Consider the following 24,843-nt stretch of genomic DNA (forward strand, 5'->3'; position numbering starts at 1 on the left):
CGTATCACTAGGAGATTTCCGCACATCGCTAAAGACTTCAGCTACTTGATTTTTTGCTTAATGAAAGTCACTACTTGAGTTAACTGTTTCTTCAAGCTCTCAATCTCAGCTTGCATTTTCTCAATTTTTTCATTCAATGCTTGAATTTCCGCCGCAGAAGCAGTGTTTACTTCCGTATTTGCAACTACCGCCGTTGTACTAGCCGTTGCTACCGCGCTATGTGTCACTGTAGCAGTAGGTGCAGCAACATTTTTCACAGTAGGAGCTGCTACTGCTACGGGTTCTGTACGCGGTAATTTAGCTTTAGTCATTGCTGACTTAATCGCACCAATTAACTGTTTTTGGTCAAAAGGCTTACCGAGAAATTCAAAATACTCAAAAGGTTCGGTAATTTTCTCTGTTACCTCTTCCTTGCGACCAGACATAATCACTAAAGGAATCTTTCTTAAATCAGGATGAGCCTGAACTTGCTGAAAAACCTCCCACCCACTCATTTTGGGTAACAGAAAATCCAACATAATTAAGCTGAGTTTTTCTTGACGGATAAAATGTAGTCCTTCTAAACCGTCTTTTGCTTCCAATACCTCAAAATTGCCAGGAGGTAGCATTTCCCTAACTTTTACCCTGACAACGGTAGTGTCATCGATAACTAGAATTTTGTTACTTGCCACGACTGATTGCTCTAAAAGAATATTTAAGTTTCAATAACGGTCACTGCGGTTGACTGTGAGAATGCTCCCACTATACTCAACATTGTGATTAATTGGGGGATAGTATATTTCGGTATAAATCTCGTTATAGCCAGTGTTTTAATAAACTTACGGATGCGGAGAGCCGATTTTGTATCATGGTAAAATTTAAAGCCCATATAAATTTTGAACTCTCAGCCTGAGTTAATCAGCTATTTCCAGTAATCTTGAAAGGAATTAAATTTTTTCATACCTAGTGATCTGTTTGGAATTGACTATGACACCAAATCGGCATAGCTAGTATTGTTGCGATATTCTATAACAGGCTAAGAATATAGGCTTTTAATCCAAAATCCATCTTGGAAAGTTCTGTACGGAGGAAACCTCCGCACCCTGCGGGAAGCAAGCTACAGACTTTCCGCAAAATCTAAAATCTAAAATCCAAAATTGATATGACTTCTTCTCAACCAGCCGAAATCAAAGCGGAAATCATGGCTATGCCTAGTTGGTTACGTCGTTCTATCGGCAAAGCCAGCGAAATTTCCACAGTACAACGCATAATTAAACAACGCCAAATTCATACAATTTGCGAAGAAGGTCGTTGTCCTAATCGGGGTGAATGCTACGCCCAAAAAACCGCCACTTTTTTATTGATGGGGCCAACCTGCACTCGTGCTTGTGCTTTTTGTCAAGTTGATAAGGGTCATGCACCTATGCCACTCGATCCAGAGGAAGCCCAAAAGGTAGCGGAAGCTGTACAGCTTTTAGGATTACGTTATGTGGTGTTAACTTCCGTAGCCCGTGATGATTTGCCAGATCAAGGAGCCAGCCACTTTGTCCAAACAATGACGACTATTCGTCAACTCAACCCAGACACACAAATTGAAGTTTTGACACCAGATTTCTGGGGAGGCGTGGGTGCAAGTGAAACTACGCAACGTCAACGTCTGGCAATGATTGTACAAGCCCAACCAGCTTGCTTTAACCATAATATAGAAACAGTGCGACGCTTAACAGGGCCAGTACGTCGGGGTGCTAAATACGATCGCTCTTTGCGGGTACTAGCTATAGTTAAAGAACTCGATGCCACAATTCCCACCAAATCAGGGTTAATGCTGGGACATGGCGAAACAGTAGAGGAAGTGATCACAACCATGAAAGACTTAAGGGCAGTAGGATGCGATCGCATTACCATCGGTCAATATATGCGCCCTTCTCTAGATCATCTCCCAGTGCAGAAATACTGGACACCCGCAGAATTTGATCAACTCGGCAAAATCGCCTGGGAAATGGGATTTACTCATGTCCGTTCCGCGCCTCTGGTTCGTAGTTCCTATCATGCGGGAGAGTAGGGAATCGGGAATCGGGAATCGGGAATCGGGAATGGGAGACAAGGTAGATTTTACTTTAATGCCCAATGCCCCATGCCCAATGCCCCATACCCTATTCCCATTGCCTTTTATTTACCAACTAACATCGGTTCTAGAATCGATGTATTGAGAATTTGGGTGTATAGTTGGCTTAATCTATCTGCTACGCCACCCCAACTGAACTTAGAGGCAATATGTTTTCTCGCAGTTTCACCTAATTCATCTCGCCACGCTGAATTGAGAAGAATTCGGTCAATGGCAACAGAGAACGCATCAACGTCTTTGGGTGGAACTAATAAACCAGTTTTTTCTGTGACGACTGTAAACTGCAAACCACCCACATCACTAGCCACTACTGGTGTACCACAGGACATTGCTTCAATTGCTACTAGTCCGAATGGTTCATAATGGCTGGGAACTACACACACATCCGCCGCCGCGTAGTAAGTCGGTAAAATCTCTTGTCCTAAACGACCTGGAAGAATTGTCAATTCACTCATGCCCAATTCCTGCACAATACCTGCAATGCGATCGCGTTCTCTACCATCGCTAGCACCAGGAGTGCTACCACCACCAATAATGAGTTTGAGTTTACCAGAGTCACGTAATTGCGACTGATTCACCGCACGTACTAAAGTTTCTATGCCTTTGCGCGGATCAAAACGTCCTACATACAATACAACTTTGGCATCAGATGCAATCCCTAATTCAGCTCTAGCTGTTTCTCTATCTATGGAGCCAAATTTTCGGATATCTGTACCGCAAGGAATCACATCAATATAACCTTTTGTGGAAACTAGCGATCGCATATGTTGCTGTTCTTGCGGACTAGTCGCAACAATTCTGTCTGCTGTCTCTAAAACCTGTGTTTCTACAGCTAACCGTTTCGTAGCAATCAAAGGAATTGTATCGACACTTTTGTATTTAACTGCTCCTAAAGAGTGATATGTATGAACTTGTTTGCTACCTTGCAAAGCCTTCAATTGCATTCCTACCCAACTAGAAAGCCAATAGTTTGTATGTACAACTGGATATTTAATAATGTCGTTCTCTCGCTGGAATTGCAGTAATTGCTGCACAAACTCTGGCAAATGTTTGAAACCCTGATCTCTGGAGACAAATTCTACTGGCCCAGCTGTTAAGCGGATTGTTCGACAAGATGGACTATGCTGCACAATTGTCTCCTGCTCAGGACTGACTCTGCGGCTAAACATATCTACTTGCCACCCCAAATTTGCCAAGGCTTTACCTACTTCACGCACGTACACATTTTGTCCCCCAGCTTCCTCTTTACCAATTTCAATAGCTGGATCTCCGTGGACGGAAATCAAAGCTATACGTTTTTCAGTGTTAGCGTTCATACGTTGGTGTGTTGCTGATGTGAATAAAGTTGTGGGCAATTCCCAGATTACTTACAGTGCAATTACTAGGATTATGTAGGAACTTTGAGTAACCTTTATTTTAATTTAATATGTCAAATATTTTTATCTATCTATTGCTAGGATGATACTTTCTTTCTTGGTATTTATATTTGATTTGTTTATACACAAATAGTCATACTCAAATCTAATCCTTGTGATAGATAAAGTTCTATTTAACTAAAGATTAAGACGCAGATATACTCTTATTCCCAATAGCAATTAATCCGTTTTCCTACTGAAAAACACCCCTTCTATATCCATAGATATACTATTTTTATTAGTAAAAAGTATAATTAAACTACCGTATTTGTACTTAATTATTTCGTCCCAATCTTCATGAATTCATCAAATAACAATTGAGCTAGACTAATTTATCAGTATCAATACGGAATAGTGATTTTTGCATTAAATTCAGTTTATTTTTCGTCAAAAAAGCTCTAAATATTACTAATAAATAGCCAATTTTTTTGTAGCTTAAAATACAAAAAATGCCAAAAATATAGTAGTCGTCCAAACAAATGATCATCGGTCATAACTACCCGACTTGTTTAAAAGTCGGGTAGCTGAACACCTGCAATCTGTGAAAATCAATCCAGTGGAATACTAATATTTAGGGAACACCAAAAATCAATCATCCTCAATGAGAGTTTGTGAAAAGTTCTGTGGTGGGTTTAGACAACAAGGAAAAGTCTCACCCCTATCTTCCCCCTGTTCCCTATTAAAAATTAAAACCCCTTTAGCCCTAATTCAACACCCAATCAGACTAAAGGGGTTATTCATTTATATGAAAATCTGACTACTCCTGTTGAAGACAGAAGTTTTGAGCATTTTACCGCAATGAAATCAGATTCCAGTCGAGGAGTTTTCCTTGCCCTCACTCTGGTGATAATGACTCTGGAAGATTCAAAAAAAATTGATGAGTTAACTGAGACTAAGTACGATCGCAACTTTTACCGGAATTAGCGGTACACTTCACACTAAAAGAGCGATCGCACCCAAAATCGTAGCTATCATTAACCCTCAGTTGAGCCATGACGGAAACTTAAACAATTAAAAATTAAAAATCAAAAAAATCTGACTTTTAATTTTTAATCTTTCACTTCTTGCACCTAGTTGGTAGTCTGAGCAGCTAGCATTTGCTTGAGCTTTTCTAGCTCTGAAGCCCAACGCGGATCGGGGCGAATAGCATCTGAGTCAGAGGTGCTGGTGCTGGTTTCCCGTCCACCACCACCGCGACGAGACTTCTTAGAACCTCGATCACGTCGAGAACCTTCTTTGTTAGTTTTCGGGCTAGGATTACCGCTAGCAGCAGGTGTTGGGGCTGCTTGTTCGTCTCCTTCCTCACCTTTAGTGCGAGGTAAAGCTTTTTCTAGCTTGATGGGTGTTTCTTTGAACAACTGACCATTATATTTTTCGATGATTTGATCAGCTTGTTCATCGTTGTTGACTGTCAGAAAACCAAAACCACGACATTTGCCTGTTTTGCGGTCTTTGATTAACTTAGTAGTGACCGCATCACCTTCAGCAGCAAAAACCGCTTGTAGTTCTTGACGATCTATTTCTTCTTTTGGCAAATTGCCTATATATAGGCGAACGGACATGAACTATACCTCCAGAGTTGAATGAACATGGCAAGGCAAGAAAACAACTGCTTGGTGTTGGCTGTTAAATGCTATTGACCAAGTCTGCCATAAACCAATTTTTTTACTCCAAACTGTCAATCTTTACAATACAGTTTTTTGTTGGGATCAAACTTAACTGAATCCAAAAGCGCATACAACGCTATGCTAGTACCACCTTAATTCTAGAAGTTGTAAATTTGTTTTTAATTGTTTCTTGCCGTCAGCATTTTTTTCAATGCTTTCGCCCGCAGAATTAAACACCATCCCTTACATTACCACGGTATTTTCTACGTAGCTAGTTCAGCAGACACTTTTTTTGTAATTCTATTAAGCCATCGTAGCATAAAACACATATTTTCTCAAGAAGGAATATTGAAGGTGGAAACAAAAACCAGCCATTGGCTGGTCAATTTGCTGCTGTGTTTAGGAGGATAAACATGAATAGATAGGCGTGTACAGACAGTGGCAGTTGCCAAGCTGAAACGCTGTGTAATTTCAGTTACCAAGATATTTGTGAACAAATGTAACATCAATCGTCAGTCTTTGCAATATTTATTTACATTTTGGCATTGGGCATTGGGCATTGGGCATTGGGCATTGGGCATTGGGCATTGGGCATTGGGAATAGTTATGGCTTCAAACTTAACTACCCAGTCGCAATCAGCGCAAACTTTCAACAATCAATCTCTTTTTACTTTTGCCTTTTGCCTTTTTCCTTTCTAATACCAATTCACTAAAATTCTGATACAGATCGAAACCCAGAAAACCTTGTCAAGTCAGGATTTATCAATTGCGAATTGCGTTAGCGAAGCGGGACGAAGTCCATTGCGAATTGTGAATTGGTATAACTAGCCTGTGAGAAAAATATAAGCACCCCAAGCTTGGGCTATAACGGCTATGACAGTAGACCAAATGGGATGGGGACTATTGAGAGTTTTACCGCCTTGAGTTTGCAGGGTGTGGATATCTATCCAGGGTGTTGCACCTCGACGCAACCAGCCTGTAACGGTGACTTGGCGACCAATTAATTCTTGATGGTAAATTGGCTGTCCTAACCAAGAAATATGGTGTAGTTTCACTAAACCTGTGGTGGATTGTAAAACTAAGTCCTGTGCTAGAGCGTTACTAATTCCAGGACGACCTAGTAACTTACCAGCAAAACGCACTTTAATGCTATCGATGGGGATACTAGAGGGATTGGCTAATAAGTAAGGTAACTGTTCTTCAGTATGGACGTTACTCGTTTTAATGTCTGGAAAAAAGGAATTCATCCTGATTACCAAACCAATGCTAAAGCAGATCAAAAGACAACCTGTCACAAAAGACCAATCTTCGTAAATCCACTTCAGATTGATAATTCTAAGAGCAAAGGCGGTTTGCCACGCTAACCAAATTAAACCTGCAAACACAAAGCCGAGAGGAATGCCCAAAAATGGGGCAATTTGCAGTAGGAAAGACTGACGGGTAACTGTCAGTGCTTGCTGGCTGAGGGACTGTTGACTGGCTAAATGTAGTTCTGGGTCAATGTGCCAATGACGTGCTATTTTACATAGGCGTTCAATGCGATCGCCAATGAGTGGATGTGTATTGTTCCATATCAACCAACGGCGATAGGGGTTGATACTATCCCACATCAACATTGACTCAAAATTGAGATGACCAGCAATACTACCAAGAGTCACACTTTGTTGATAACTAACTGGTAGTAACAGATTCAAGCTTTCTAATTGCCAACTGGTAAATTCTGACTTTTGGATATCAGCAGCAATGCCAATGGTAATTTTGAGTAAGGCGCGAATCAAACCATTGGGATTACCTGTGATTTCGGCGGCAAGGCGATCGCTATAATAAGGACGCAACCGCGAATATAACAAAGCTGTGCCGGTCAGCACACACCATAATCCATAGGTGAGACTAGAGACAATGGTAAACGGCCAATGCCATATGCCCTTAGCGGTCGTATTTCCCCAATCTGATACTTGCTGATAAAGTTGATAAATTGGTAGCGTCACCAGCAAGATTAAAGACATGAGGACGAAATCTTTGTAAGTGATTTGTCCTAGTTGTGCCGCATAGATAGTAGCAATTTCATCATCTGCCAGTTGATCTAACAGACCTTGACTGACGACAATTCGGGCATTTCTGGGTAAATTGCCATAGGTGAAAGCTATAGGTGCAGCCGTGGGTAAAATCCGCAATTGGGGCGATGGCCAGTGACGTTGTTGGCAGTAGCGATGCAATACGCGGGGTGTTTCCCGACTATGGTTGTTTAAAACATCCTTAGACAACTCACGTTGACCGTAAAATTTTGCTAATAGCCAATCCAATAACCAAGGTGAGATGGCGATCGCAATGAACAAAATAGCAAATAACGCTGGGGTAAGATCACGATAGAGAAACTGCACAGGCTCTAAATACGGCAGTTTTACTATAGCCAAGTTAATCGAGTCGATTGTGAAATTGAGCAGTTCTCGCAGCACCCAAAACAGTGCCATAAACGTGCCTGCTGCCAATAATCGCAAGGGGATTAAACCTGTTTTTTGTAAAGGCTGCCAAACCTTCGCGCGCTTTGCCTGTCGCCAATAAACACCAAATTCCTGAGTTTTGTTGTAACTGGCTTGATTAATCAAGGGATTGCCAGCTAAACTCTGTCCCTGATAGACATTGTGTAACCCTACAGAGGGCAAAGTTGAAGCGTAGTTAGGTTGAGATTGAGCTTGTGTTGGTTGTGATGCCTGTTTAACTTGAGTATTATCTGTTTTTTTACGCTTCTTTTTGGTCAAATGTACAAGGGCGGTTTTTGCCCATTCTTGTACCTTGGGGTTTTGACTATCCGTGAGAGTTTGACACAGGGCGATCGCCTTACGAACTTCGCCACTGCGCGCATAAGCCATAACTAACCCCACCCTAGCCTGTAAACTCACAGTCTCATCACCCTGATGACTGGCTAGCGGTTGTAGTTGAGCGATCGCTGCTTGATAATTTCCTTGTTTGAGGGCAACTAAACCAGCCTCCAAAGACGATTTAGCGTGTGAAGGCATAGAAATCTTGACACTCCATCTGTGTGATTTGATCCACGGTTATATAACAGGGAACGGGGAACAGGGAACAGGAAACAGTGAAGAAAGTTGTTGTGAATCTAAAGTTTTCTGATCACTGTTTGTTCTCATCCAACTAAATAACTGCTATAACAAAGCGCGGATCATTCAGATGTGGTCTACATCAAAGCCTGTGGTTTCTAGGAGGAGGCAGGGGGCAGGGGGCAGAATAACTCCGCACTCACTACTCAGCACTCAGCACTCAGCACTAACTCACTCTTCAACTGCCTTTTGACTAGAAAACACCGGGGCGATCGCGCTGAGTTTTAACTCTGGATGATCTCCCTGTAATTGTTGACAGTTCCATTCGTTGCGGAACAGTAAAACTGGGCGACCCATGTTGTCTTTGACTGTGGTGGTGTTAAAGATACGTCCCACCTTGTCCAAAGCTTCCCAGCCACCTTCTACCCAACGAGCAACGCTGTAGGGTAATAGTTCTAGGAGGGTCTCTACACCATACTCGTTTTGTAAGCGAAACTGCACCACTTCAAACTGTAACTGCCCCACGGCTGCCATAATGGGGTCGCGTTTGGCTTCATCAACGGAATACATGATTTGCACTGCACCCTCTTCCCGCAATTCGGAGATGCCTTTTTGGAATTGCTTAAACTTGGAGGGGTTGGGATTGCGAAGAGTCGCAAATAGTTCTGGTGAAAAATACGGAATCCCTTCATATTCCAGCTTCTGCCCAGTGTAAATTGTATCGCCGATCGCAAAAACACCTGGATTATTTAAACCGATGACATCACCTGGATACGCTACATCAATAGATTCCCGTTCTTGCGCGAACAGTTTTTGGGGTCTAGATAACCGCACAACTTTACCAGTTCGCGCATGATTCACTGTCATATCTTTTTCAAACTTACCAGTGCAGACCCGGATAAAAGCGACGCGATCGCGATGTTTAGGGTCCATATTGGCTTGCAATTTGAAAACGAAACCGGAAAACTCTGGATAAGTGGGGGGGACTTCACCGACGCTACTGACGTGGACACCTGGTTTTAAGGCATTGTCGAGGAAGGATTTCAAAAATAACTCTACCCCAAAGTTAGTCATGGCACTACCAAAGAAAACTGGAGTCATTTTGCCTTGATGTACCAAATCTAAATCTAATTCTGGGCCGACCCCTTCTAATAGTTCTAGATCATTTTTCAGTTGGTGATACAACTCTTGTTCCAGTAATTCCTCAATGCGCGGATCACCCAAGTTGACAACTGTATCAAGGGCTTCCTTACTACCGTGGGAAGTACGTTCAAACAGGTGAATTTGCTGCTGTTTGCGATCAAACACACCCTTAAAGCGATCGCCCATACCTATCGGCCAATTTACCGCATAGGTTTGCAAACCCAACTCTTGCTCAATTTCGTCTAATAATTCCAGTGGTTCTCTACCAGGACGGTCTAATTTATTTACAAAGGTAAAAATTGGTAAACCGCGTAGTTTACAAACTTCAAATAATTTGCGAGTTTGAGGTTCAAGACCCTTAGCTGCATCAATCAGCATCACCGCATTATCAGCCGCCGCCAAAGTTCGATAAGTATCTTCACTAAAATCCTGGTGTCCGGGAGTATCCAGTAAATTAATTTGACAATTTTGATATTCAAACTGTAATACTGTAGATGTAATAGAAATACCCCGTTGCTGTTCCATCGCCATCCAGTCAGAAGTCGCCTTACGCTGCGCCCGGCGAGCCTTCACAGCACCCGCCTCATGAATTGCCCCCCCGTAGAGCAGCAACTTTTCCGTCAGCGTAGTTTTCCCAGCATCAGGGTGAGAGATAATCGCAAAATTGCGCCGCATCTCAACTGCTTGACCCAATTCTGCCTGAAGTTCAGTTGACATAAAATTATATTTACTTCCTTGTTACGTAACTTAATGCTTTTCTACTTTAGCGAGTCCCTTCATCTTAAAACAACGCACCTCACCAAAAGTAACTCAAAATTAAAAAGCATCAATTAAACCACACCCAAAAAACTCCGCGCACCTCCGCGTTAAAACTCCAACTTACTCACCCAACATAAACTTTTAATAAAAATTATCATAAAACCTTCCAAAAAATTGAGAATTTAGAAGTAGATAATTGAAAGTTAGTTCATATCTCAATGACAATTTCCAATATTTGTCTAACCTCATGCTGAAAACAGACCGCCAACTATTTTAGGTTTTGAGATAACCAATCCAAAATCCGAAATCTAAAATTCTTCGTCTCCTGCCTCTTGTAAAATACAAAATTGCCCCACAGCTTGAGCAGGAGTAGGGCAAAGGACAGTTAAGCACTGTCTGTAGTCTGGCTGACAATAGCGGAATTTCGTCCGGCTTTTGTGACGCTTTGTTTTGTGTCCATCATATTCGTATTTTTTCACAGAAATTTATGTTTCCCACCCATCGCCCCCGCCGTCTGCGTACCCATCCCCAATTGCGCCGGATGGTACGAGAAACCATAGTAACGACAAATGATTTAATCTATCCCTTGTTTGCTGTACCAGGTGAGGGCATTGCCAACGAAGTCAAATCCATGCCTGGAGTGTACCAACTTTCGATAGATAAAATTGTCGAAGAAGCCAAAGAAGTTTACGACTTAGGCATTCCCGCCATCATTTTATTTGGTATTCCAGCCGACAAAGACACCGATGCTACCGGTGCTTGGCATGATTGCGGTATTGTGCAGAAAGCAGCCATAGCAGTAAAATCAGCCGTGCCAGATTTGATTGTGATTGCTGATACTTGTTTATGTGAATACACCAGTCATGGACACTGCGGTTATTTGCAAGTGGGTGATTTGACAGGACGAGTTCTCAACGACCCCACCCTAGAACTATTGAAAAAAACAGCAGTTTCCCAAGCTCAAGCCGGTGCTGACATTATCGCGCCTTCGGGAATGATGGATGGCTTTGTACAAGCAATTCGCTCTGCTTTAGATGAAGCAGGATTCCAAGACACACCCATTTTGTCTTATGCTGCTAAGTATGCTTCCGCTTACTATGGCCCATTTCGAGACGCAGCCGATTCAACCCCCCAATTTGGCGACAGAAGAACCTATCAAATGGACCCTGGTAACGCACGGGAAGCGATTAAAGAAATTGAGCTAGACATTGCTGAAGGTGCAGATATGCTCATGGTTAAGCCAGCCTTAGCATACATGGATATCATCTGGCGTGTGAAGGAAGCAAGCAATTTACCTGTGGCTGCTTACAACGTTTCTGGTGAATATTCAATGGTCAAAGCTGCGGCTTTGAATGGTTGGATAGATGAACAGCGCGTAGTTATGGAAACTTTAACCAGTTTCAAACGTGCCGGCGCAGACTTGATATTAACCTATCATGCCAAAGATGCGGCTAGATGGTTGCGATCATCTGTGTGATGTTGAGAAATCAAGAAATGAGTGTTTTTTTAAGGCGTAGCATTGCTACGTCTTTTAATTTGAAAGTTTGTAGTGAGAACTTTAGTTCTCAGGAAAGGACTAAAGTCCTTACTACAAACTCAATTGTAATATTTTTAAATGAATCAATATCACAAATTACTAATTTTTATATACATAATTTTTAGCTACTTCGCTGTTATTTAATCAAGCGACAGTCGATAAACTTCTTGTTGATTATTTTAAATTCTATGAATGTGCAACTGCGTCAAGTTACCTTTGAAGATAAATTGGGTGGAATGATTGGCTTATTAGTGGGACTAATGTTTATTGGGGCTGGTTTTTGGTCAAATAAACAAATTGCTTATGAGCGTGCCACACTCACAGAAACCCAAGGTAAGGTAGTAGATACGGTTCATCGCCGCGATCGCGATCGCAATGATAAACAAAAAGATACCTACGCGCCAGTAATCGAGTTTCTCGTCAAGGGTGATCCTGTCCGCTTCACAGGTGACTATGATTCCTCCCGCGTCAGCGAAGGCAAAATAGTAGCTGTGCGTTACGACCCCAAACAACCGATAACTACAGCGAGAGAAGTCGAACCCCTGGAATCATTCGTATCTTGGCTAGCCATTGGGATGGGTGGACTAAGCGTAGTTTCTGGTCTGCGTCAGTTGTCACCTGTCCGGTTGTCTTTGGGTGAGTAACCTGACCAGACTTCATAACAGTATATTTTTCTGTTCAAGAGTAAAAGGCTGATTTGCGCTATTATATGGCTCAAATCGGTTATTTTTGCTTTATTAATGCGGACACAGGCAATTTGGTATGAGATGTTACAGAAATTAGTGACTGATTTTGTCAAAGAGTGCAGCGATCGCCTATAAAATAAACATAGATAATAAATTTAGTCTTTTGAATTTCATAATTGACAAAAATGTCAATTGGTTTAACAAAAAAGTTTAAATTTTGTAATGGGAGCATGAACTATGGATATGCAAGTCCTGAGAGAGCGTGCTGGTGTCAGTCGCGCCGAAGTGGCCTTCAGACTTGCAATCAGTGAAACCAGCGTTCGTAACTGGGAAGCTGGGCGGACTGAGCCAACCATGACCCCAAAAAAATATTTGGAAGCTTTGCGGATATTTAAATGTACCCCTGAAGAATTAGCGATCGCCAGTGAAAAGTCAATTAATCAACAACACAAACGCAAACCAGGAAGGCCCAGACGCTTTCCAGAAAATCAGGTAACACAGGTGACTGATTCGCCGGTTTGCAACTGATAGCCTGCTAATTCAAAGTCTCATATTTGAAAATGGCTTTAGCTAACTGTCTGAGTAGTTAATTGCTGTATAACCACTGTTTGATTCAGTTTCAGGTGTAAATCTGCCACAAGCTAAGAGATAATTTCAGGGTAATTTTGAGCCTTGCTAACTCTCTCACTAGTGCGATCGCTCACGGTATTAGTCGCGGTAGCGCGATAAGATTCTAAAACAATAGTTGTAAAAAAGGTCTAAATGGCAGAAACACTATTCTTCAACGCTTTGCGGGAAGCCATTGATGAAGAAATGGCGCGTGATTCCAGTGTCTTCGTTTTAGGTGAAGACGTAGGACACTACGGCGGTTCTTACAAAGTCACCAAAGACTTATACAAAAAGTACGGCGACTTAAGAGTTTTAGATACTCCCATTGCAGAAAACAGCTTCACTGGGATAGCAGTTGGCGCAGCCATGACAGGATTGCGACCCATCATTGAAGGTATGAACATGGGTTTTCTGCTCCTCGCCTTCAACCAAATCTCCAACAACGCCGGGATGTTGCGTTACACTTCCGGTGGTAACTTTAAAATCCCAATGGTCATTCGCGGCCCTGGTGGTGTCGGTAGACAACTAGGTGCAGAACACTCCCAACGTCTAGAAGCTTACTTCCAAGCCGTCCCAGGATTGAAAATTGTCGCCTGTTCCACCCCATACAACGCCAAAGGACTGCTAAAAGCTGCCATTCGCGATGATAACCCCGTATTGTTCTTTGAACACGTTTTACTTTACAACTTAAAAGAAAATCTCCCAGAGGAAGAATACGTACTTCCCTTAGATAAAGCTGAAGTTGTCCGCAAAGGTAAAGATGTCACAATTTTAACTTACTCACGGATGCGTCATCATGTGATGCAAGCTGTGAAACCTTTAGAAAAACAAGGTTACGACCCAGAAGTAATTGATTTAATATCTCTCAAACCACTAGATTTTGATACTATCGGTGCATCAGTACGTAAAACCCATCGCGTCATTATCGTAGAAGAATGTATGCGAACCGGCGGTATTGGTGCAGAATTAGTGGCATCTATTAACGATCGCCTATTTGACGAACTAGATGCCCCAGTATTAAGACTATCATCCCAAGATATTCCCACACCTTACAACGGCGCACTAGAACGCCTAACCATCGTCCAGCCAGAACAAATTGTGGAAGCAGTGCAGAAAATGGTGGCGATGCGAGTCTAGGGGTGTAGGGAGCAGGGGGAACAGGGGGAGCAGGGGGAGCAGGGGGAGCAGGGGGAGCAGGGGGAGCAGGGGGAGAAAAATACAATGCCCAATGCCCCATGCCCCATTCCCAATGTCCCATTCCCCATTCCCCATTCCCCATTCCCAATGCCCCATTCCCCATACCCACCTACTCATAACTGATGCAAAGAGCGTTATTATAGCGTTTGTCATTTGCGAGTTACGGTATGGAGAGACAGCGATCGCTTTTAGCGTTAATCTTAATTTTAGTCATAGCCTCCTTGGCCTTTAGCTGGAGATTTCCTGCACCCTTGGGCTTAGATTTACGCGGTGGTTCACAACTTACCATCGAAGTGAAACCTACAGCCGAAATTCCCCAAATTACCGAACGGGAATTAGATGGGGTGAAAAAGGTTGTGGAAGGGCGGATTAATAGTTTGGGTGTTTCTGAACCTATTATTCAAACCGTGGGTGGAAATAAAGTCCTGGTACAGTTACCAGGGGTAAATGATCCAGAACAAGCAGAACGAGTTCTAGGCGGTACAGCACAGCTAGAATTTCGTCTGCAAAAACCCAGTACAGAAACTCAATTATTGGCATTTCAAGCATCACGGGCGGAATTGAAAGCCAAGCAAGAAGCATTAAGAAAAAGTCAAGACCAAGCAGCAATTAATAAAAATTTAGAAGATTTAAAGAACAATAATCAAGCGATCGCGGATTTATTTGAAAGCACCAAACCCCCGCTTGATGGTAAATATCTCACAGATGCCTACGGCGAACCCACCCGACAAGGTAACAACTGGAACGTTGCTATCCGCTTTAACCAAAAAGGTGGTGAACTGTTTGCCGAACTTACCAAAAATCTCGCAGGTACAGGACGCAGTATCGGGATTTTTCTCGATAATGAACTAATTAGCGCGCCCGTTGTGGGTGTAGAATTTGCCAGTGCTGGGATTACTGGTGGATCTGCGGTAATTACGGGTAGATTTACTGCCCAACAAGCCAATGATTTAGGCGTGCAACTGCGTGGTGGTGCTTTACCTGTACCCGTAGAAATTGCCGAAATCCGCACAGTCGGCGCAACCCTGGGACAAGATAGCATCAAGAGCAGTATCTATGCTGGGATTGGTGGTCTGATTTTAGTCTTAATCTTTATGGTTGTGTACTATAGACTACCAGGATTAATTGCCGATATTGCCCTAATTATCTACGCCATCTTAACCTGGGCTAGCTTTTGTCTATTGAATGTCACCCTCACCTTACCAGGAATTGCAGGTTTTATTCTCAGTATCGGTATGGCAGTAGACGCAAACGTGCTGATTTTTGAGCGTACTAGGGAAGAGTTAAGAGCCGGTAAATCACTCTATCGATCTGTTGAGTCTGGCTTTTATCGGGCTTTTTCCAGCATCTTAGATGGCAACGTCACCACAGTTATTGCTTGTGCTGCTTTATTTTACTTAGGGGCGGGCTTAGTCAAAGGCTTTGCTTTAACTTTGGCTTTAGGTGTGGCTGTGAGTATGTTTAGTGCTATTACTTGTAGTCGCAGTTTAATGTTCGTCGCAATTTCTATTCCTGCGCTGCGAAAACCAGAACTTTTTTGTCCTAACCTGCCAAATTCAGGAGCATCAAATCAGGCAGAGGTGGCTAAATGAAATTAAGTATTAACAAATCGCGATCGCTCTGGTGGACTCTTTCTGCTGCTATCACTCTGGCTGGTTTGATCTCCATGTTCATTTCCTGGCAAAACCCCAACATTCGCGCCCCCTTACGCCCTAGTTTGGATTTTGTTGGTGGTACACGGCTACAATTTGAACGAGATTGTAATAAACCAGGAAACTGCGACAAACCCATAGATATTAATGTGGTGCGGGAAGTCGCCAAAGCAGAAGGACTTGGTGATAGCAGCATTCAAATCGTCGCCGACAAAGATACACGTAAAGAAAACGGCATCCTCATTCGTACCAAAAATTTAGATCGGGAACAACGTACCAAACTACAAACCGCCTTAAGCGAAAAAGTAGGTACTTTTGATGAACAGAAAAATCAGATTGACACTGTAGGGCCGACATTGGGGAAAGAATTATTTACCTCTGGTCTTCTTGCTCTGATAGTTTCCTTCGTAGGTATTGTAGTTTACCTAACATTCCGATTTCAGTTAGATTACGCCGTCTTTGCCATCATCGCTCTACTTCATGACGTGATGATCACAGTAGGTTTCTTCTCAATTTTCGGTCTGGTTTTTGGTACGGAAGTAGACAGTTTATTTATTGTGGCTCTGTTGACAATTACAGGTTTCTCTGTCAACGATACAGTAGTCATTTACGATCGCATCCGAGAAACATTACAAACCAACCCTAAGCAACCAATAACCGAGATTGTTGATGATGCCGTCAACCAAACTTTAGGCAGATCCATCAATACCACTTTCACAACTATGCTCCCATTGTTCGCCATCTTCTTATTTGGTGGCGAAACCCTGAAAAACTTTGCTCTAGCACTCATTATCGGCTTCACCGCCGGAGCTTACTCCAGTATTTTTATCGCCAGTACCTTACTAACACTATGGCGAGAACGCACAGGTAAATATACAGTAGTAGAAACTACTGGAGTCACTGATACATCTGTAGAGTAGTCAATTAGGGAATAGAGAATAGGGAACAGGGAACAGGGAATAGAATCTTAAATTGATTAATCCCTAATCCCCAATCCCCAATCCCCAATTCCCAATCCCCAATCCCCAATCCCCATGACTAAATCAGAAGAACCAGAAATTTCTGGTAATGAACAATCTCTAACGCAACAAGTCCAAAGACTACACCAGTTAACTGTGTATGGTAGATGGATATTTGTCGGCTGTTTATGGTTGACAATTGCTCCCTTGTGTTTGTGGAATCTCCGTTCCGAAATCGTCTTGTGGAAACAATACTTTACTTGGGTAGCACTGCGTTATGGAGTTGTCTACCATCCCTTTTCGGCTCTAGGGTTAGCCTTTTGTATCGGGATGACAACTTCTGTGTTAGTTTGGCAAAGTCGCAATATTTTGTTGGGATTACCGCAACAAGAAAAGCATCGTTTAGAAAAACAAGTATTTCAAATTCGCCAACAAGGCCCTACTCATCCCCTATGGAAATGGGTTTGTCAATAGTCAATAGTCATTAGTCAATAGTCATTAGTCAATAGTCATTAGTCATTGTCCACCTTGTCTACCTTGTCTACCAATCCCCAATCCCCAATCCCCAGTCCCCAATCCCCAATCCCCAATCCCCAAATTTCCCAGGACACGAATACCAGAATCCGGTGATTTCTTGCACAATATGATTGAAAGACAGTGAAAAGACTGCCACATCGGAGTGCCTACATGATGAATCACCCACAAATTCAGTTTCGTGAGCATCACCATGCTGAAATAGACCTTGATCAACTCCAAAATTTATTTGATATTGCAGCTTTTTGGGCGAAAGGACGTACTATTAAAGATTTGAGTATAGCTATTGCTAATAGCAAGCCGGTAATTTCTGTTTGGGATGGCAAAAAACTGATTGGTTTTGCTAGAGCTACTTCCGATGGGATATATAGAGCGACAATCTGGGATGTGGTTATTCACCCAGATTATCAAGGAACTGGGTTAGGTAGTAAATTAGTGGAAACTGTTTTGAGTCATCCACAAATGCAAGTTGAGCGTGTTTATTTGATGACTACTTATCAACAGAAGTTCTATGAAAAAATTGGTTTCCAGACTAATAACACTACCACTATGGTTCTGTATAATCAAGCCAATCTGAGCAGCATGACTACTGCGGAAGTTCAACTTTCAGAATCTCTAGGGGCATAGATATTTGTATCCTCGCTAACTGCTCTGTCTCCCCAGCCACGGGATCTGCTAATATTTCCAACTTACCCCCCATCGTTGCCAGTAACTTTTGATTGAGCAATAGTTTCATCCCAGGGGAAAGAGCAGTTTTTTCTGGTTCTGCATCACTGGTTTCAGATGTGAGTAAATCTATAGACTCATAGCTCAACAAAGCGTGTTGCGGTAAATCTAACCAAATTTGTACATAGTCATCACTAAGACCACAAGAAAGACAAATACTACCTTCTTTCATTTGAGAAATAGCTGTATCTACGAAGCTTAGTAATATCTGTCTTAACCATCTTTGGTCTGCTAAAGCGCAAATCTCTGGCTCTGGGGGTATGACTCGCAATTTAAAATTGCGGTCTACTGCCAACATATAAGTTAAGTTATAGACTTCTTGTAAAATCTCAGCTACAGGCCGGGGTTGAATATCTAATTTATTCGTACCATGTTCTGTTCTAACAACATTGAGAATTTCATCCATAAGATGCAGCAATTTTAAAGCCCGTTCATGCGCTTGGGCAATAAATTCGCGTTCCTCTGCTGGATCTTCACATAAATCCGACAAAATCAACTGATGTAATCCAATTAGACCATTTAGAGGCGATCGCAATTCATGGGTAGTCCGCGCTAAAAATCCCCCTTTAAACTCACTCATTTCCTTAGCCATTTCATAGGCTAATTGAGTATTTCTGATCGTTTCTTGGAGTAATATTTCTGCTTGTTGATTTGTGGGTGTTATTGGTGATTCTCGCGCAATCGGTTTGACAGAGCGTTTTGTCAATAACCAGCTAGAACCTAAGCCGATAAATAATCCTACTCCGAGATATACCCAGTTACTCCAATCCATATTTTGACAGATATTAACTTTTTATTTGATCACAACCAGGAAACAACTGTTTCCCACTTCAACCCATTTAAACGCTAAATGCTTAAATTTACAGCACCTTGACGTAAAATTTTCCAGTTGTTCCCTGTCCATTTAGCAACAGTAGAAGGCTGACTCAGTATAGTATTTTCACTGAAAAATTCTTCAGATGTAAACTCTAATGTCAGTACATCAGGAAATTGAGCATCAATTTCTGCCATAGTTTGTAGAGCTGGCTGACCTGATAAGTTGGCACTTGTAGTAGCTAAAGGGCCTGTGCGTGACAAAATAGCTTGAGCGATCGCACTATTTGGAACTCGAATCCCAATAGTTGTAGGATCATGGGGATTCATCGCTTTAGGGACGCGATCGCTAGCCGGTAATACCAGTGTCAATGCACCAGGCCAATACTGATTCACCACTTGCTGCCAAATCTGATATTCTTCTGCGCTACCCTGAACATAAGGCCATAAATCTTCCGCACTAGCTCCCATCAAAATCAAAGGCTTATCCTGACTGCGCTGTTTAGTCGCAAAAATCAACCCTGCTTTTTCTGGTAAAGTCGCCAGTGCGGGAACAGTATCCGTAGGAAAACTGACAACAACACCAGCACGCACACCAGCAATTAATTTTTCTAAAGCCACTTTAGTCATAAATTCCTGAGTTATGAGTTGTGTGAAACACTACTACTCATACCAACTTAAAATTCAAAATTCAAAATACTCTACGAGAAGGCTTGCGCCTACAAAATTCAAAATTAAGACTCAGCACTCAATAGTCAATAGTCAATAGTCAATAGTCAATAGTCAATAGTCAATAGTCATTACTCATCACTCATTACTCATTACTCATTACTCAATTACTCAGCACTCAGCACTCAGCACTCAGCACTCACCCAAGCTAAAGCAAAGCGTTCAATACCTTCTAAATCCTTGTGAATTTGAATGTTGTCATAACTACCTTGCTGGTGTAAAAGTGTTTTTACCGACTCAGCTTGTCCAGCCATCATTTCAATTAGCCAAACGCCACCAGGCCTTATATAACTGGGGGAAACTTCGATTAATTGGCGAATATCATCCAAACCATCAGCACCACCATCTAAGGCTAGATGTGGTTCATGGTTGACTACTTCTGGTTGCAATGTCGGTACAACATGGCTGGGGATATAGGGTGGGTTAGACACCATACCACTAACTTGACCTTTGAGGTCTGTTAACGGTTGCCACCATGACCCATGATAAAACCGGATGCGGTCAGCTAGACATAGAGTATCAGCATTTTCCTGGGCAATCGCTAAAGCTTCTCGACTAAAATCTACAGCGTGAATTGTCGCTTGTGGTAAAGCATCAGCCAATCCCAAAGCGATCGCGCCACTACCAGTTCCTAAATCTACCCAATTTCCTTGCTGTAGTTGTGATGCGATCGCACTGTTAGCAGTAGCAGCCACAGCTAAATCTATCAAGCATTCAGTTTCTGGTCTGGGAATTAAAACTGCATTGGAAACTTTCAGGCGAAAATTTCGCCAAGGTGTACTCCCAGCAATATACTGTACTGGCAAACGCTCTTCTAAGCGTCTTTGCCAAAGTTGTTCTAGTTCTTCTAAAGACAAAGCCATACTCATCTCAACTTTGTCTTTAAAAGAATCTAGACGCAGTGCTAACCGGTCTAAACCCGCTAACTCTTGTAGTAACCAATCTATTTCCGCGACTGGAATATGATCAGCGATCGCTGTTTTGATTGCTTTGTTGCGCCATTCCCAAAGTTGTAAACCAGAAACCACATTGTACTTACGCATTGAGCAGAATTATCAGGTGTGAACTGTTGATTTTTTTATATGCGCCAGCGATCGCTGTTTATTAAATATTAGCCGTCAAAATGCTCAACCGACTTAATTACCTGAATACACAGTGCGTAAGTCTTCGGGTCATTATTTTTTCTTCGGTGGTGTAGCTGCTGGACGTTGGTTTGACGCAGGAGATTTGGGAGCTAAAGAACGAATAAAACTTATAGATTCCCGTGATGGATATAAGACAATCTTATTCATCATCGGATCATTACTGCTATTGAGAGCTTCCATCACACCATAAAGGTCTACCACCTGAATCTCAGTATTAGCACCTTCTTGGGGTACAGCTTTCTTGAATTCATCTAACAAAGCTACAGCTTGCTCTTTCTCAAAAAAGAACGGAATATAACGTTCATTTCCCTGTGCTAAAGGGATTGTCAAATAGCTATTTTCTTTCTTAAACTTAGGTACAAATAGGGGGATACCATTGAATTGATTTCCCTTTTGACCACTCTGATTTAACAAACTAACAGCCGATTCAACCTGTTGTTGCATTGGCATCAAGGTATAAATAATCGAATCTGATTTCTTTTTACCTTCTAGGACAATCTTATAGTAATCGGCTAAAGATAAAGGCCTGACTTGTAGCGTACCAGCCAATTGGGGGTTTTCTTTCTTCAGACGATTATCTAAAAACTTTTGAGCATCCTGTTTGCTTAGAAAAAATCCTACCTGTGAGAGCTTTTTCCCTTGGTTGTCTCTAGAAACAACGATAAATTCACCTTTAGCATTGGTGAGTGTAAATACAGGTACTTGTTGTAGTTTACTAACTACCTGATCTTGTGGTAGTGCTAGTGCCTGTTGACTACCTAATCCTGGCAATTCAGCAGGTATTATACTACCAGTAAGACCCAATATTAAGCCCCAACGAACCAATGTTTTCATGACAGTTCCTCGTATCAATAGTTCAACTTAGTTATGAAGTGAGACAAATTGTGTGATTGGCATAGCACCAACTAGTCTTAGTTATATAGCAATCCCTTGGAGATGTGAAAAACTTATCGCAGTTGATTAATACTAGCAAGCATCTCTCAAAAAGTTATATCTTCAAGCTTTTGGGAACTGCGATCGTGATATTCATCACTATTGGAATGTGGTCAAGTTGTGTTTTCTTTCAAATTTACCTTGCTATGCACTAAGTAATACTGTAGATGCCTATTAGTATTTAGCTGTTGTAGCACTTATGGCGCAAAAAAACATTCTCACTTTTCCAGGATTAAAGGCCATTTTCTGGAATTCCTCATACTTGAGGGACACCATTAAATAGTTAATTGTTCCATTTAGCAGCGTTTTAGGCAATCAATCCTATGCAGTTCCAATCAACCTTTACAAGTTTATCAGCATGAATTGATTGACCTGATATAACTTCAATGGTCAACAGCTTAACATTTATCTATTCAAGTTAAATTTTCTATTTTTGAGGGAATTTCCTATGGATTGGCATTAAGTTAAAACTGATGCTACTCGATTAGGTAGATCATACTGAATCATTAAAGGTTGGTAGAGAGAACTAAAGTTCTCTCTATGAGATGCTCCGCGAACAGATAAGGACTAAAGTTCTTACTACAAACTTAATCCTAGTTTTTTCACATTACTTAACGTAATTTAGCTTTTCTGTTTTCAAGCAAAACGACTCTAGTCTTGACTTAACGTTACAACTTGATTAACTTAAATCGGGATGACAGGATTTGAACCTGCGGCATCCTGCTCCCAAAGCAGGCGCGCTACCAAGCTGCGCTACATCCCGTAACAACTTTTTTATTATATCACTATTGTTAACAACTTACCACAACATTTAACTTTTCCATACCGATTTTTTATCTGCCCTCCAAGCAATCGACGGCTAGCCGTTGAAACCTCGACTGCGCCCGAAGAAGAAGCCGAGCCGAGTCGAAATTTCAACATTCGCCCTAGATGAGTAAAGTTAATGAGGATACCAAAACATACCTTTGATCCCCTCTGGATCTGGCATAAAACCCATAGTCCTGTAAAAATCTACAACATGAGGATCAGCAAACAGTGTGACATTGCTAATCTCTTCACTTCTGAGTTTTTTGAGGACATATTTCATCAAAGCCTTACCCAACCCTCTACCTTGAAAGTCAGGGTGAACTACCACATCCCAAATAGTGGCATTAAAGGCATGATCTGAGGTAGCGCGAGCAAAGCCAATCAGTCGTCTTTGATTGCCTCTGACTTGCCACATGGAGGCTACGAGAAAACTATGCTCAATAGCCTTTTTAACTTTTCTTAAGGGACGACGCGACCAACCGACAGCATCACACAGTTCTTCTAATTCATACAGATCAATATCTCGCTCCGTACTGAAAACAATACGTTCCGCGCTCCGCGTAGCTGCGGAGGCATCACTATTGGAGTAAGAGTTGCCTGTAGCATCTGCTGTATGCTCTTCAAAAGAGGTTGTCTTACTTGTTGTCGCAGATTCTGATGTACTAAACCAAGTTTTCCAAAAACCCATGCCAACGTGGTTCGGGTAGTATAACTGAATTGGTTTCCACTTTTAAAAGTGTTGATTCACGTTTTCTGAAACCTGTACTATTTTTAACCTGAATTCTCAAGTTTGTGAGAAATCGTTGAGGTTTTTTGTAGCAACAGGCAGATATTGCGTGTTTCACACCAATCATCTTCAACTTTAGCACTTTGTTGTAAAGGCTAGGAGAAATTCCTGAAAAGGCAAAAATACTAGGATCGATTTGTATATAAATACTTAACGATTAGGTATTAATTACTGAAGATGAGTCAAGGGCAAGATGGGGAAGACTAAAGACAAGGAATAGGGAGTCGAGAATGGGGAATTGGGAAACCTAGATCATCAACAAGGGGTTAGACTGTAAACCTTGACCTTGTTCGTAACAGAAAAAATCCTTACACCTTGAAACTTTCACACCCAGTCCCAATTCCCCATTCCCAATTCTCTCTTTACCCCATTCCCACTTCCCAGGCGACGTAAGCAAGCGAGTTTTAACCCCAAAGATGGCTTCTGGCTTAAAATCTTCAACACTGGAACTCCTAAAACGCTTCAACCGAGCGTTTCCCCAATTTTATGAGCAATTTGTCAGCAGTGAAATTCAACTGCAAAATCTCCGGTTAGCCTATCGGCTTTATAAAACCAAACGGGCTGTCATTGAACTAAAACCAGAAGGTAGTAAAAGTGCATTACATTTTGCCTATCGCAATCAGTCATTTCTGTTAAGCGATATTTTTGGTGTGCTAGCAGCTTATGGACTAACTATCCACAGTTTGAGTCTATATGGACAGATTCGTCCCCCCATGCTCGTTTTTATCAAACTTTTGGTATCTCGTGGTAGTAAAGCCTTGACAGAGAAAACCGCCGACAATGTTTGTCGCGCCATTCGTGAAGCCTTGGGCGGCAGATTCGAGGTGGAAGAGATGCTAGCAGTAGAATTTAACTTAGATGTGGGTTTAGAACAGGTACAGACGGAATTTTACGTTGATCCGGTATTTCATCTGCCGGCTTTAGTCATTGAGGCGGATAATCAACCAGGGCTATTTTATAAGGTGATGTACGCCATTTGGCAGGAAGACCTTTTAGTTGTTAACGCCAATTTATTAGTTTGGCGAGGACGTACAAGACTGATTCTCTACCTATTAGGGCCAAATGAAAGTTTAATTCCTGAGTATCTAGGACATAAGATTGCGGAGGGAGTGCGTCAAAGATTACTAGGTAAGTAATGGCATAGGCAATGGAGGAGAAAAAGCCAATCAATGCCTAATGCTTTCTTAAAATTTTGTAGTTTCTGACCACAGAGAATTTTGAATTTTCGATAGTTTGTCTGGCTTTATATCCAGTCGCGCCCACTCTTAACGGTACGATATAGATATGGCAACTATTGAAATCTTGGGTTTCCCACACGCATACGAGCTAACAGCTCCCACGTCCAGTCCCCATGCTTTGGTGTTCGTTCACGGTTGGCTAAACAGTCGTGGATACTGGCAACCTGTGATCTCTCGTTTGTCAGAGGATTTTCAGTGTTTGTCTTATGATTTAAGGGGCTTTGGTGAATCTCAGTCTCAGTTAGATACTGAGTTCCCAGAGGAAGAAAGTTCTGTCAGTTCTGCCTCTAAATCCATTAGCAACCTAAATTACGCTTTTGAGTCTCTCCATACACCAGCTGCTTACGCTCATGATTTAGTCACCCTCCTACAACAGTTAAATATTGCTAATGCTTGGCTAATTGGTC

General features: G+C 41.9%; 22 protein-coding genes and 1 tRNA gene. 11 read left to right on the forward strand and 12 right to left on the reverse strand.

The features are described from left to right. Positions 1–41 precede the first annotated feature (41 nt). Positions 42–671, reverse strand: a complete 630-nt coding sequence (locus tag CV014_RS20705) for a response regulator (protein ID WP_236143758.1) — start codon at positions 669–671, stop codon at positions 42–44. Between the two features lie 470 nt (positions 672–1,141). Between CV014_RS20705 and lipA the strand changes: the two genes are divergently transcribed. Then, positions 1,142–2,041: a lipoyl synthase gene (gene lipA / locus CV014_RS20710; protein ID WP_236143759.1), complete on the forward strand. Its 900-nt coding sequence runs from the start codon at positions 1,142–1,144 to the stop codon at positions 2,039–2,041. A gap of 107 nt (positions 2,042–2,148) precedes the next feature. On the opposite strand, the gene CV014_RS20715 is transcribed toward lipA, so the two are convergent. The 5 genes from CV014_RS20715 to prfC all read right to left on the reverse strand — a co-directional run bounded on the left by CV014_RS20715 (position 2,149) and on the right by prfC (position 10,042). Continuing rightward, positions 2,149–3,420, reverse strand: a complete 1,272-nt coding sequence (locus CV014_RS20715) for a glycosyltransferase family 4 protein (RefSeq protein ID WP_236143760.1) — start codon at positions 3,418–3,420, stop codon at positions 2,149–2,151. Between the two features lie 1,169 nt (positions 3,421–4,589). Beyond that, positions 4,590–5,081, reverse strand: a complete 492-nt coding sequence (locus tag CV014_RS20720) for an RNA recognition motif domain-containing protein (RefSeq protein ID WP_236143761.1) — start codon at positions 5,079–5,081, stop codon at positions 4,590–4,592. Positions 5,082–5,638: 557 nt separating this feature from the next. Continuing rightward, positions 5,639–5,779 carry a hypothetical protein gene (locus CV014_RS20725; protein WP_236143762.1) on the reverse strand — a complete coding sequence of 47 codons (141 nt, stop codon included), beginning with the start codon at positions 5,777–5,779 and terminating at the stop codon, positions 5,639–5,641. A gap of 171 nt (positions 5,780–5,950) precedes the next feature. After that, positions 5,951–8,143, reverse strand: a complete 2,193-nt coding sequence (locus CV014_RS20730; RefSeq protein WP_236143763.1) for a zinc metalloprotease HtpX — start codon at positions 8,141–8,143, stop codon at positions 5,951–5,953. A 270-nt stretch (positions 8,144–8,413) separates the two neighbouring features. After that, a complete protein-coding gene (gene prfC, locus CV014_RS20735) occupies positions 8,414–10,042 on the reverse strand; it encodes a peptide chain release factor 3 (protein WP_236143764.1) in 1,629 nt (542 codons plus the stop codon). Positions 10,043–10,571: 529 nt separating this feature from the next. On the opposite strand from prfC, the gene hemB reads away from it, so the two are divergent. From hemB to CV014_RS20775, 8 genes are all read left to right on the forward strand, one after another. Further along, on the forward strand, positions 10,572–11,561 hold the full coding sequence (gene hemB, locus CV014_RS20740; protein ID WP_236143765.1) for a porphobilinogen synthase: 990 nt from the start codon (positions 10,572–10,574) through the stop codon (positions 11,559–11,561). Positions 11,562–11,809: 248 nt separating this feature from the next. Beyond that, positions 11,810–12,265 carry a DUF3592 domain-containing protein gene (locus CV014_RS20745; protein WP_236143766.1) on the forward strand — a complete coding sequence of 152 codons (456 nt, stop codon included), beginning with the start codon at positions 11,810–11,812 and terminating at the stop codon, positions 12,263–12,265. A gap of 279 nt (positions 12,266–12,544) precedes the next feature. Next, positions 12,545–12,835, forward strand: a complete 291-nt coding sequence (locus CV014_RS20750; RefSeq protein ID WP_236143767.1) for a helix-turn-helix domain-containing protein — start codon at positions 12,545–12,547, stop codon at positions 12,833–12,835. Positions 12,836–13,069: 234 nt separating this feature from the next. Continuing rightward, on the forward strand, positions 13,070–14,053 hold the full coding sequence (locus CV014_RS20755) for an alpha-ketoacid dehydrogenase subunit beta (protein WP_236143768.1): 984 nt from the start codon (positions 13,070–13,072) through the stop codon (positions 14,051–14,053). Between the two features lie 227 nt (positions 14,054–14,280). Next, on the forward strand, positions 14,281–15,705 hold the full coding sequence (gene secD, locus CV014_RS20760) for a protein translocase subunit SecD (protein ID WP_236143777.1): 1,425 nt from the start codon (positions 14,281–14,283) through the stop codon (positions 15,703–15,705). After that, positions 15,702–16,685 carry a protein translocase subunit SecF gene (gene secF / locus CV014_RS20765; RefSeq protein WP_236143769.1) on the forward strand — a complete coding sequence of 328 codons (984 nt, stop codon included), beginning with the start codon at positions 15,702–15,704 and terminating at the stop codon, positions 16,683–16,685. The genes secD and secF overlap by 4 nt, the downstream gene beginning before the upstream one ends. A 114-nt stretch (positions 16,686–16,799) precedes the next feature. Further along, the gene (locus tag CV014_RS20770; protein ID WP_236143770.1) at positions 16,800–17,198 is read left to right on the forward strand and encodes a hypothetical protein; all 399 of its coding nucleotides are present in this window, start codon (positions 16,800–16,802) and stop codon (positions 17,196–17,198) included. 216 nt (positions 17,199–17,414) lie between these two features. Then, positions 17,415–17,885 (forward strand): GNAT family N-acetyltransferase, encoded by a 471-nt coding sequence (locus tag CV014_RS20775; protein WP_236143778.1) that lies wholly within the window; start codon positions 17,415–17,417, stop codon positions 17,883–17,885. Here the strand turns inward: CV014_RS20775 and CV014_RS20780 are convergent. From CV014_RS20780 to CV014_RS20805, 6 genes are all read right to left on the reverse strand, one after another. Then, positions 17,845–18,756, reverse strand: coding sequence for a sensor histidine kinase (locus CV014_RS20780; protein ID WP_236143771.1), 912 nt, complete (start codon positions 18,754–18,756; stop codon positions 17,845–17,847). The two genes, CV014_RS20775 and CV014_RS20780, sit on opposite strands and share 41 nt — an antisense overlap. A 74-nt stretch (positions 18,757–18,830) precedes the next feature. Then, positions 18,831–19,427, reverse strand: a complete 597-nt coding sequence (locus tag CV014_RS20785; RefSeq protein ID WP_236143772.1) for an L-threonylcarbamoyladenylate synthase — start codon at positions 19,425–19,427, stop codon at positions 18,831–18,833. Positions 19,428–19,651: 224 nt separating this feature from the next. Then, positions 19,652–20,569 (reverse strand): peptide chain release factor N(5)-glutamine methyltransferase, encoded by a 918-nt coding sequence (gene prmC, locus CV014_RS20790; protein WP_236143773.1) that lies wholly within the window; start codon positions 20,567–20,569, stop codon positions 19,652–19,654. Positions 20,570–20,701: 132 nt separating this feature from the next. Further along, entirely contained in the window at positions 20,702–21,505 is an 804-nt protein-coding gene (locus tag CV014_RS20795; RefSeq protein WP_236143774.1) for a Tic22 family protein, read from the reverse strand. 788 nt (positions 21,506–22,293) lie between these two features. Beyond that, positions 22,294–22,367: transfer RNA gene (locus tag CV014_RS20800), tRNA-Pro, on the reverse strand. Positions 22,368–22,544: 177 nt separating this feature from the next. Then, the gene (locus CV014_RS20805; RefSeq protein ID WP_236143775.1) at positions 22,545–23,099 is read right to left on the reverse strand and encodes a GNAT family N-acetyltransferase; all 555 of its coding nucleotides are present in this window, start codon (positions 23,097–23,099) and stop codon (positions 22,545–22,547) included. Positions 23,100–23,614: 515 nt separating this feature from the next. Between CV014_RS20805 and CV014_RS20810 the strand changes: the two genes are divergently transcribed. Next, a complete protein-coding gene (locus CV014_RS20810) occupies positions 23,615–24,334 on the forward strand; it encodes a hypothetical protein (protein WP_103137637.1) in 720 nt (239 codons plus the stop codon). Positions 24,335–24,482: 148 nt separating this feature from the next. Continuing rightward, on the forward strand, positions 24,483–24,843 hold a 361-nt coding region (locus tag CV014_RS20815; RefSeq protein ID WP_236143776.1), incomplete at its 3' end, for an alpha/beta fold hydrolase.

It is taken from the genome of Nostoc sp. CMAA1605 (genome assembly GCF_021596505.1).
Lineage (GTDB): Bacteria > Cyanobacteriota > Cyanobacteriia > Cyanobacteriales > Nostocaceae > Trichormus.

What these genes read in the sequence shown, in the direction of transcription:
- CV014_RS20770 (WP_236143770.1), top strand. Translation starts at nt 16,800, where the DNA reads ATGACTAAATCAGAAGAACCAGAAATTTCTGGTAATGAACAATCTCTA.
- secF (WP_236143769.1), top strand. Translation starts at nt 15,702, where the DNA reads ATGAAATTAAGTATTAACAAATCGCGATCGCTCTGGTGGACTCTTTCT.
- CV014_RS20805 (WP_236143775.1), bottom strand. Translation starts at nt 23,099, where the DNA reads ATGGGTTTTTGGAAAACTTGGTTTAGTACATCAGAATCTGCGACAACA.
- prfC (WP_236143764.1), bottom strand. Translation starts at nt 10,042, where the DNA reads ATGTCAACTGAACTTCAGGCAGAATTGGGTCAAGCAGTTGAGATGCGG.
- CV014_RS20745 (WP_236143766.1), top strand. Translation starts at nt 11,810, where the DNA reads ATGAATGTGCAACTGCGTCAAGTTACCTTTGAAGATAAATTGGGTGGA.
- CV014_RS20720 (WP_236143761.1), bottom strand. Translation starts at nt 5,081, where the DNA reads ATGTCCGTTCGCCTATATATAGGCAATTTGCCAAAAGAAGAAATAGAT.
- CV014_RS20785 (WP_236143772.1), bottom strand. Translation starts at nt 19,427, where the DNA reads ATGACTAAAGTGGCTTTAGAAAAATTAATTGCTGGTGTGCGTGCTGGT.
- lipA (WP_236143759.1), top strand. Translation starts at nt 1,142, where the DNA reads ATGACTTCTTCTCAACCAGCCGAAATCAAAGCGGAAATCATGGCTATG.
- CV014_RS20795 (WP_236143774.1), bottom strand. Translation starts at nt 21,505, where the DNA reads ATGAAAACATTGGTTCGTTGGGGCTTAATATTGGGTCTTACTGGTAGT.
- CV014_RS20715 (WP_236143760.1), bottom strand. Translation starts at nt 3,420, where the DNA reads ATGAACGCTAACACTGAAAAACGTATAGCTTTGATTTCCGTCCACGGA.
- CV014_RS20775 (WP_236143778.1), top strand. Translation starts at nt 17,415, where the DNA reads ATGAATCACCCACAAATTCAGTTTCGTGAGCATCACCATGCTGAAATA.
- prmC (WP_236143773.1), bottom strand. Translation starts at nt 20,569, where the DNA reads ATGCGTAAGTACAATGTGGTTTCTGGTTTACAACTTTGGGAATGGCGC.
- CV014_RS20750 (WP_236143767.1), top strand. Translation starts at nt 12,545, where the DNA reads ATGGATATGCAAGTCCTGAGAGAGCGTGCTGGTGTCAGTCGCGCCGAA.
- CV014_RS20810 (WP_103137637.1), top strand. Translation starts at nt 23,615, where the DNA reads ATGGCTTCTGGCTTAAAATCTTCAACACTGGAACTCCTAAAACGCTTC.
- hemB (WP_236143765.1), top strand. Translation starts at nt 10,572, where the DNA reads ATGTTTCCCACCCATCGCCCCCGCCGTCTGCGTACCCATCCCCAATTG.
- CV014_RS20780 (WP_236143771.1), bottom strand. Translation starts at nt 18,756, where the DNA reads ATGGATTGGAGTAACTGGGTATATCTCGGAGTAGGATTATTTATCGGC.
- secD (WP_236143777.1), top strand. Translation starts at nt 14,281, where the DNA reads ATGGAGAGACAGCGATCGCTTTTAGCGTTAATCTTAATTTTAGTCATA.
- CV014_RS20730 (WP_236143763.1), bottom strand. Translation starts at nt 8,143, where the DNA reads ATGCCTTCACACGCTAAATCGTCTTTGGAGGCTGGTTTAGTTGCCCTC.
- CV014_RS20755 (WP_236143768.1), top strand. Translation starts at nt 13,070, where the DNA reads ATGGCAGAAACACTATTCTTCAACGCTTTGCGGGAAGCCATTGATGAA.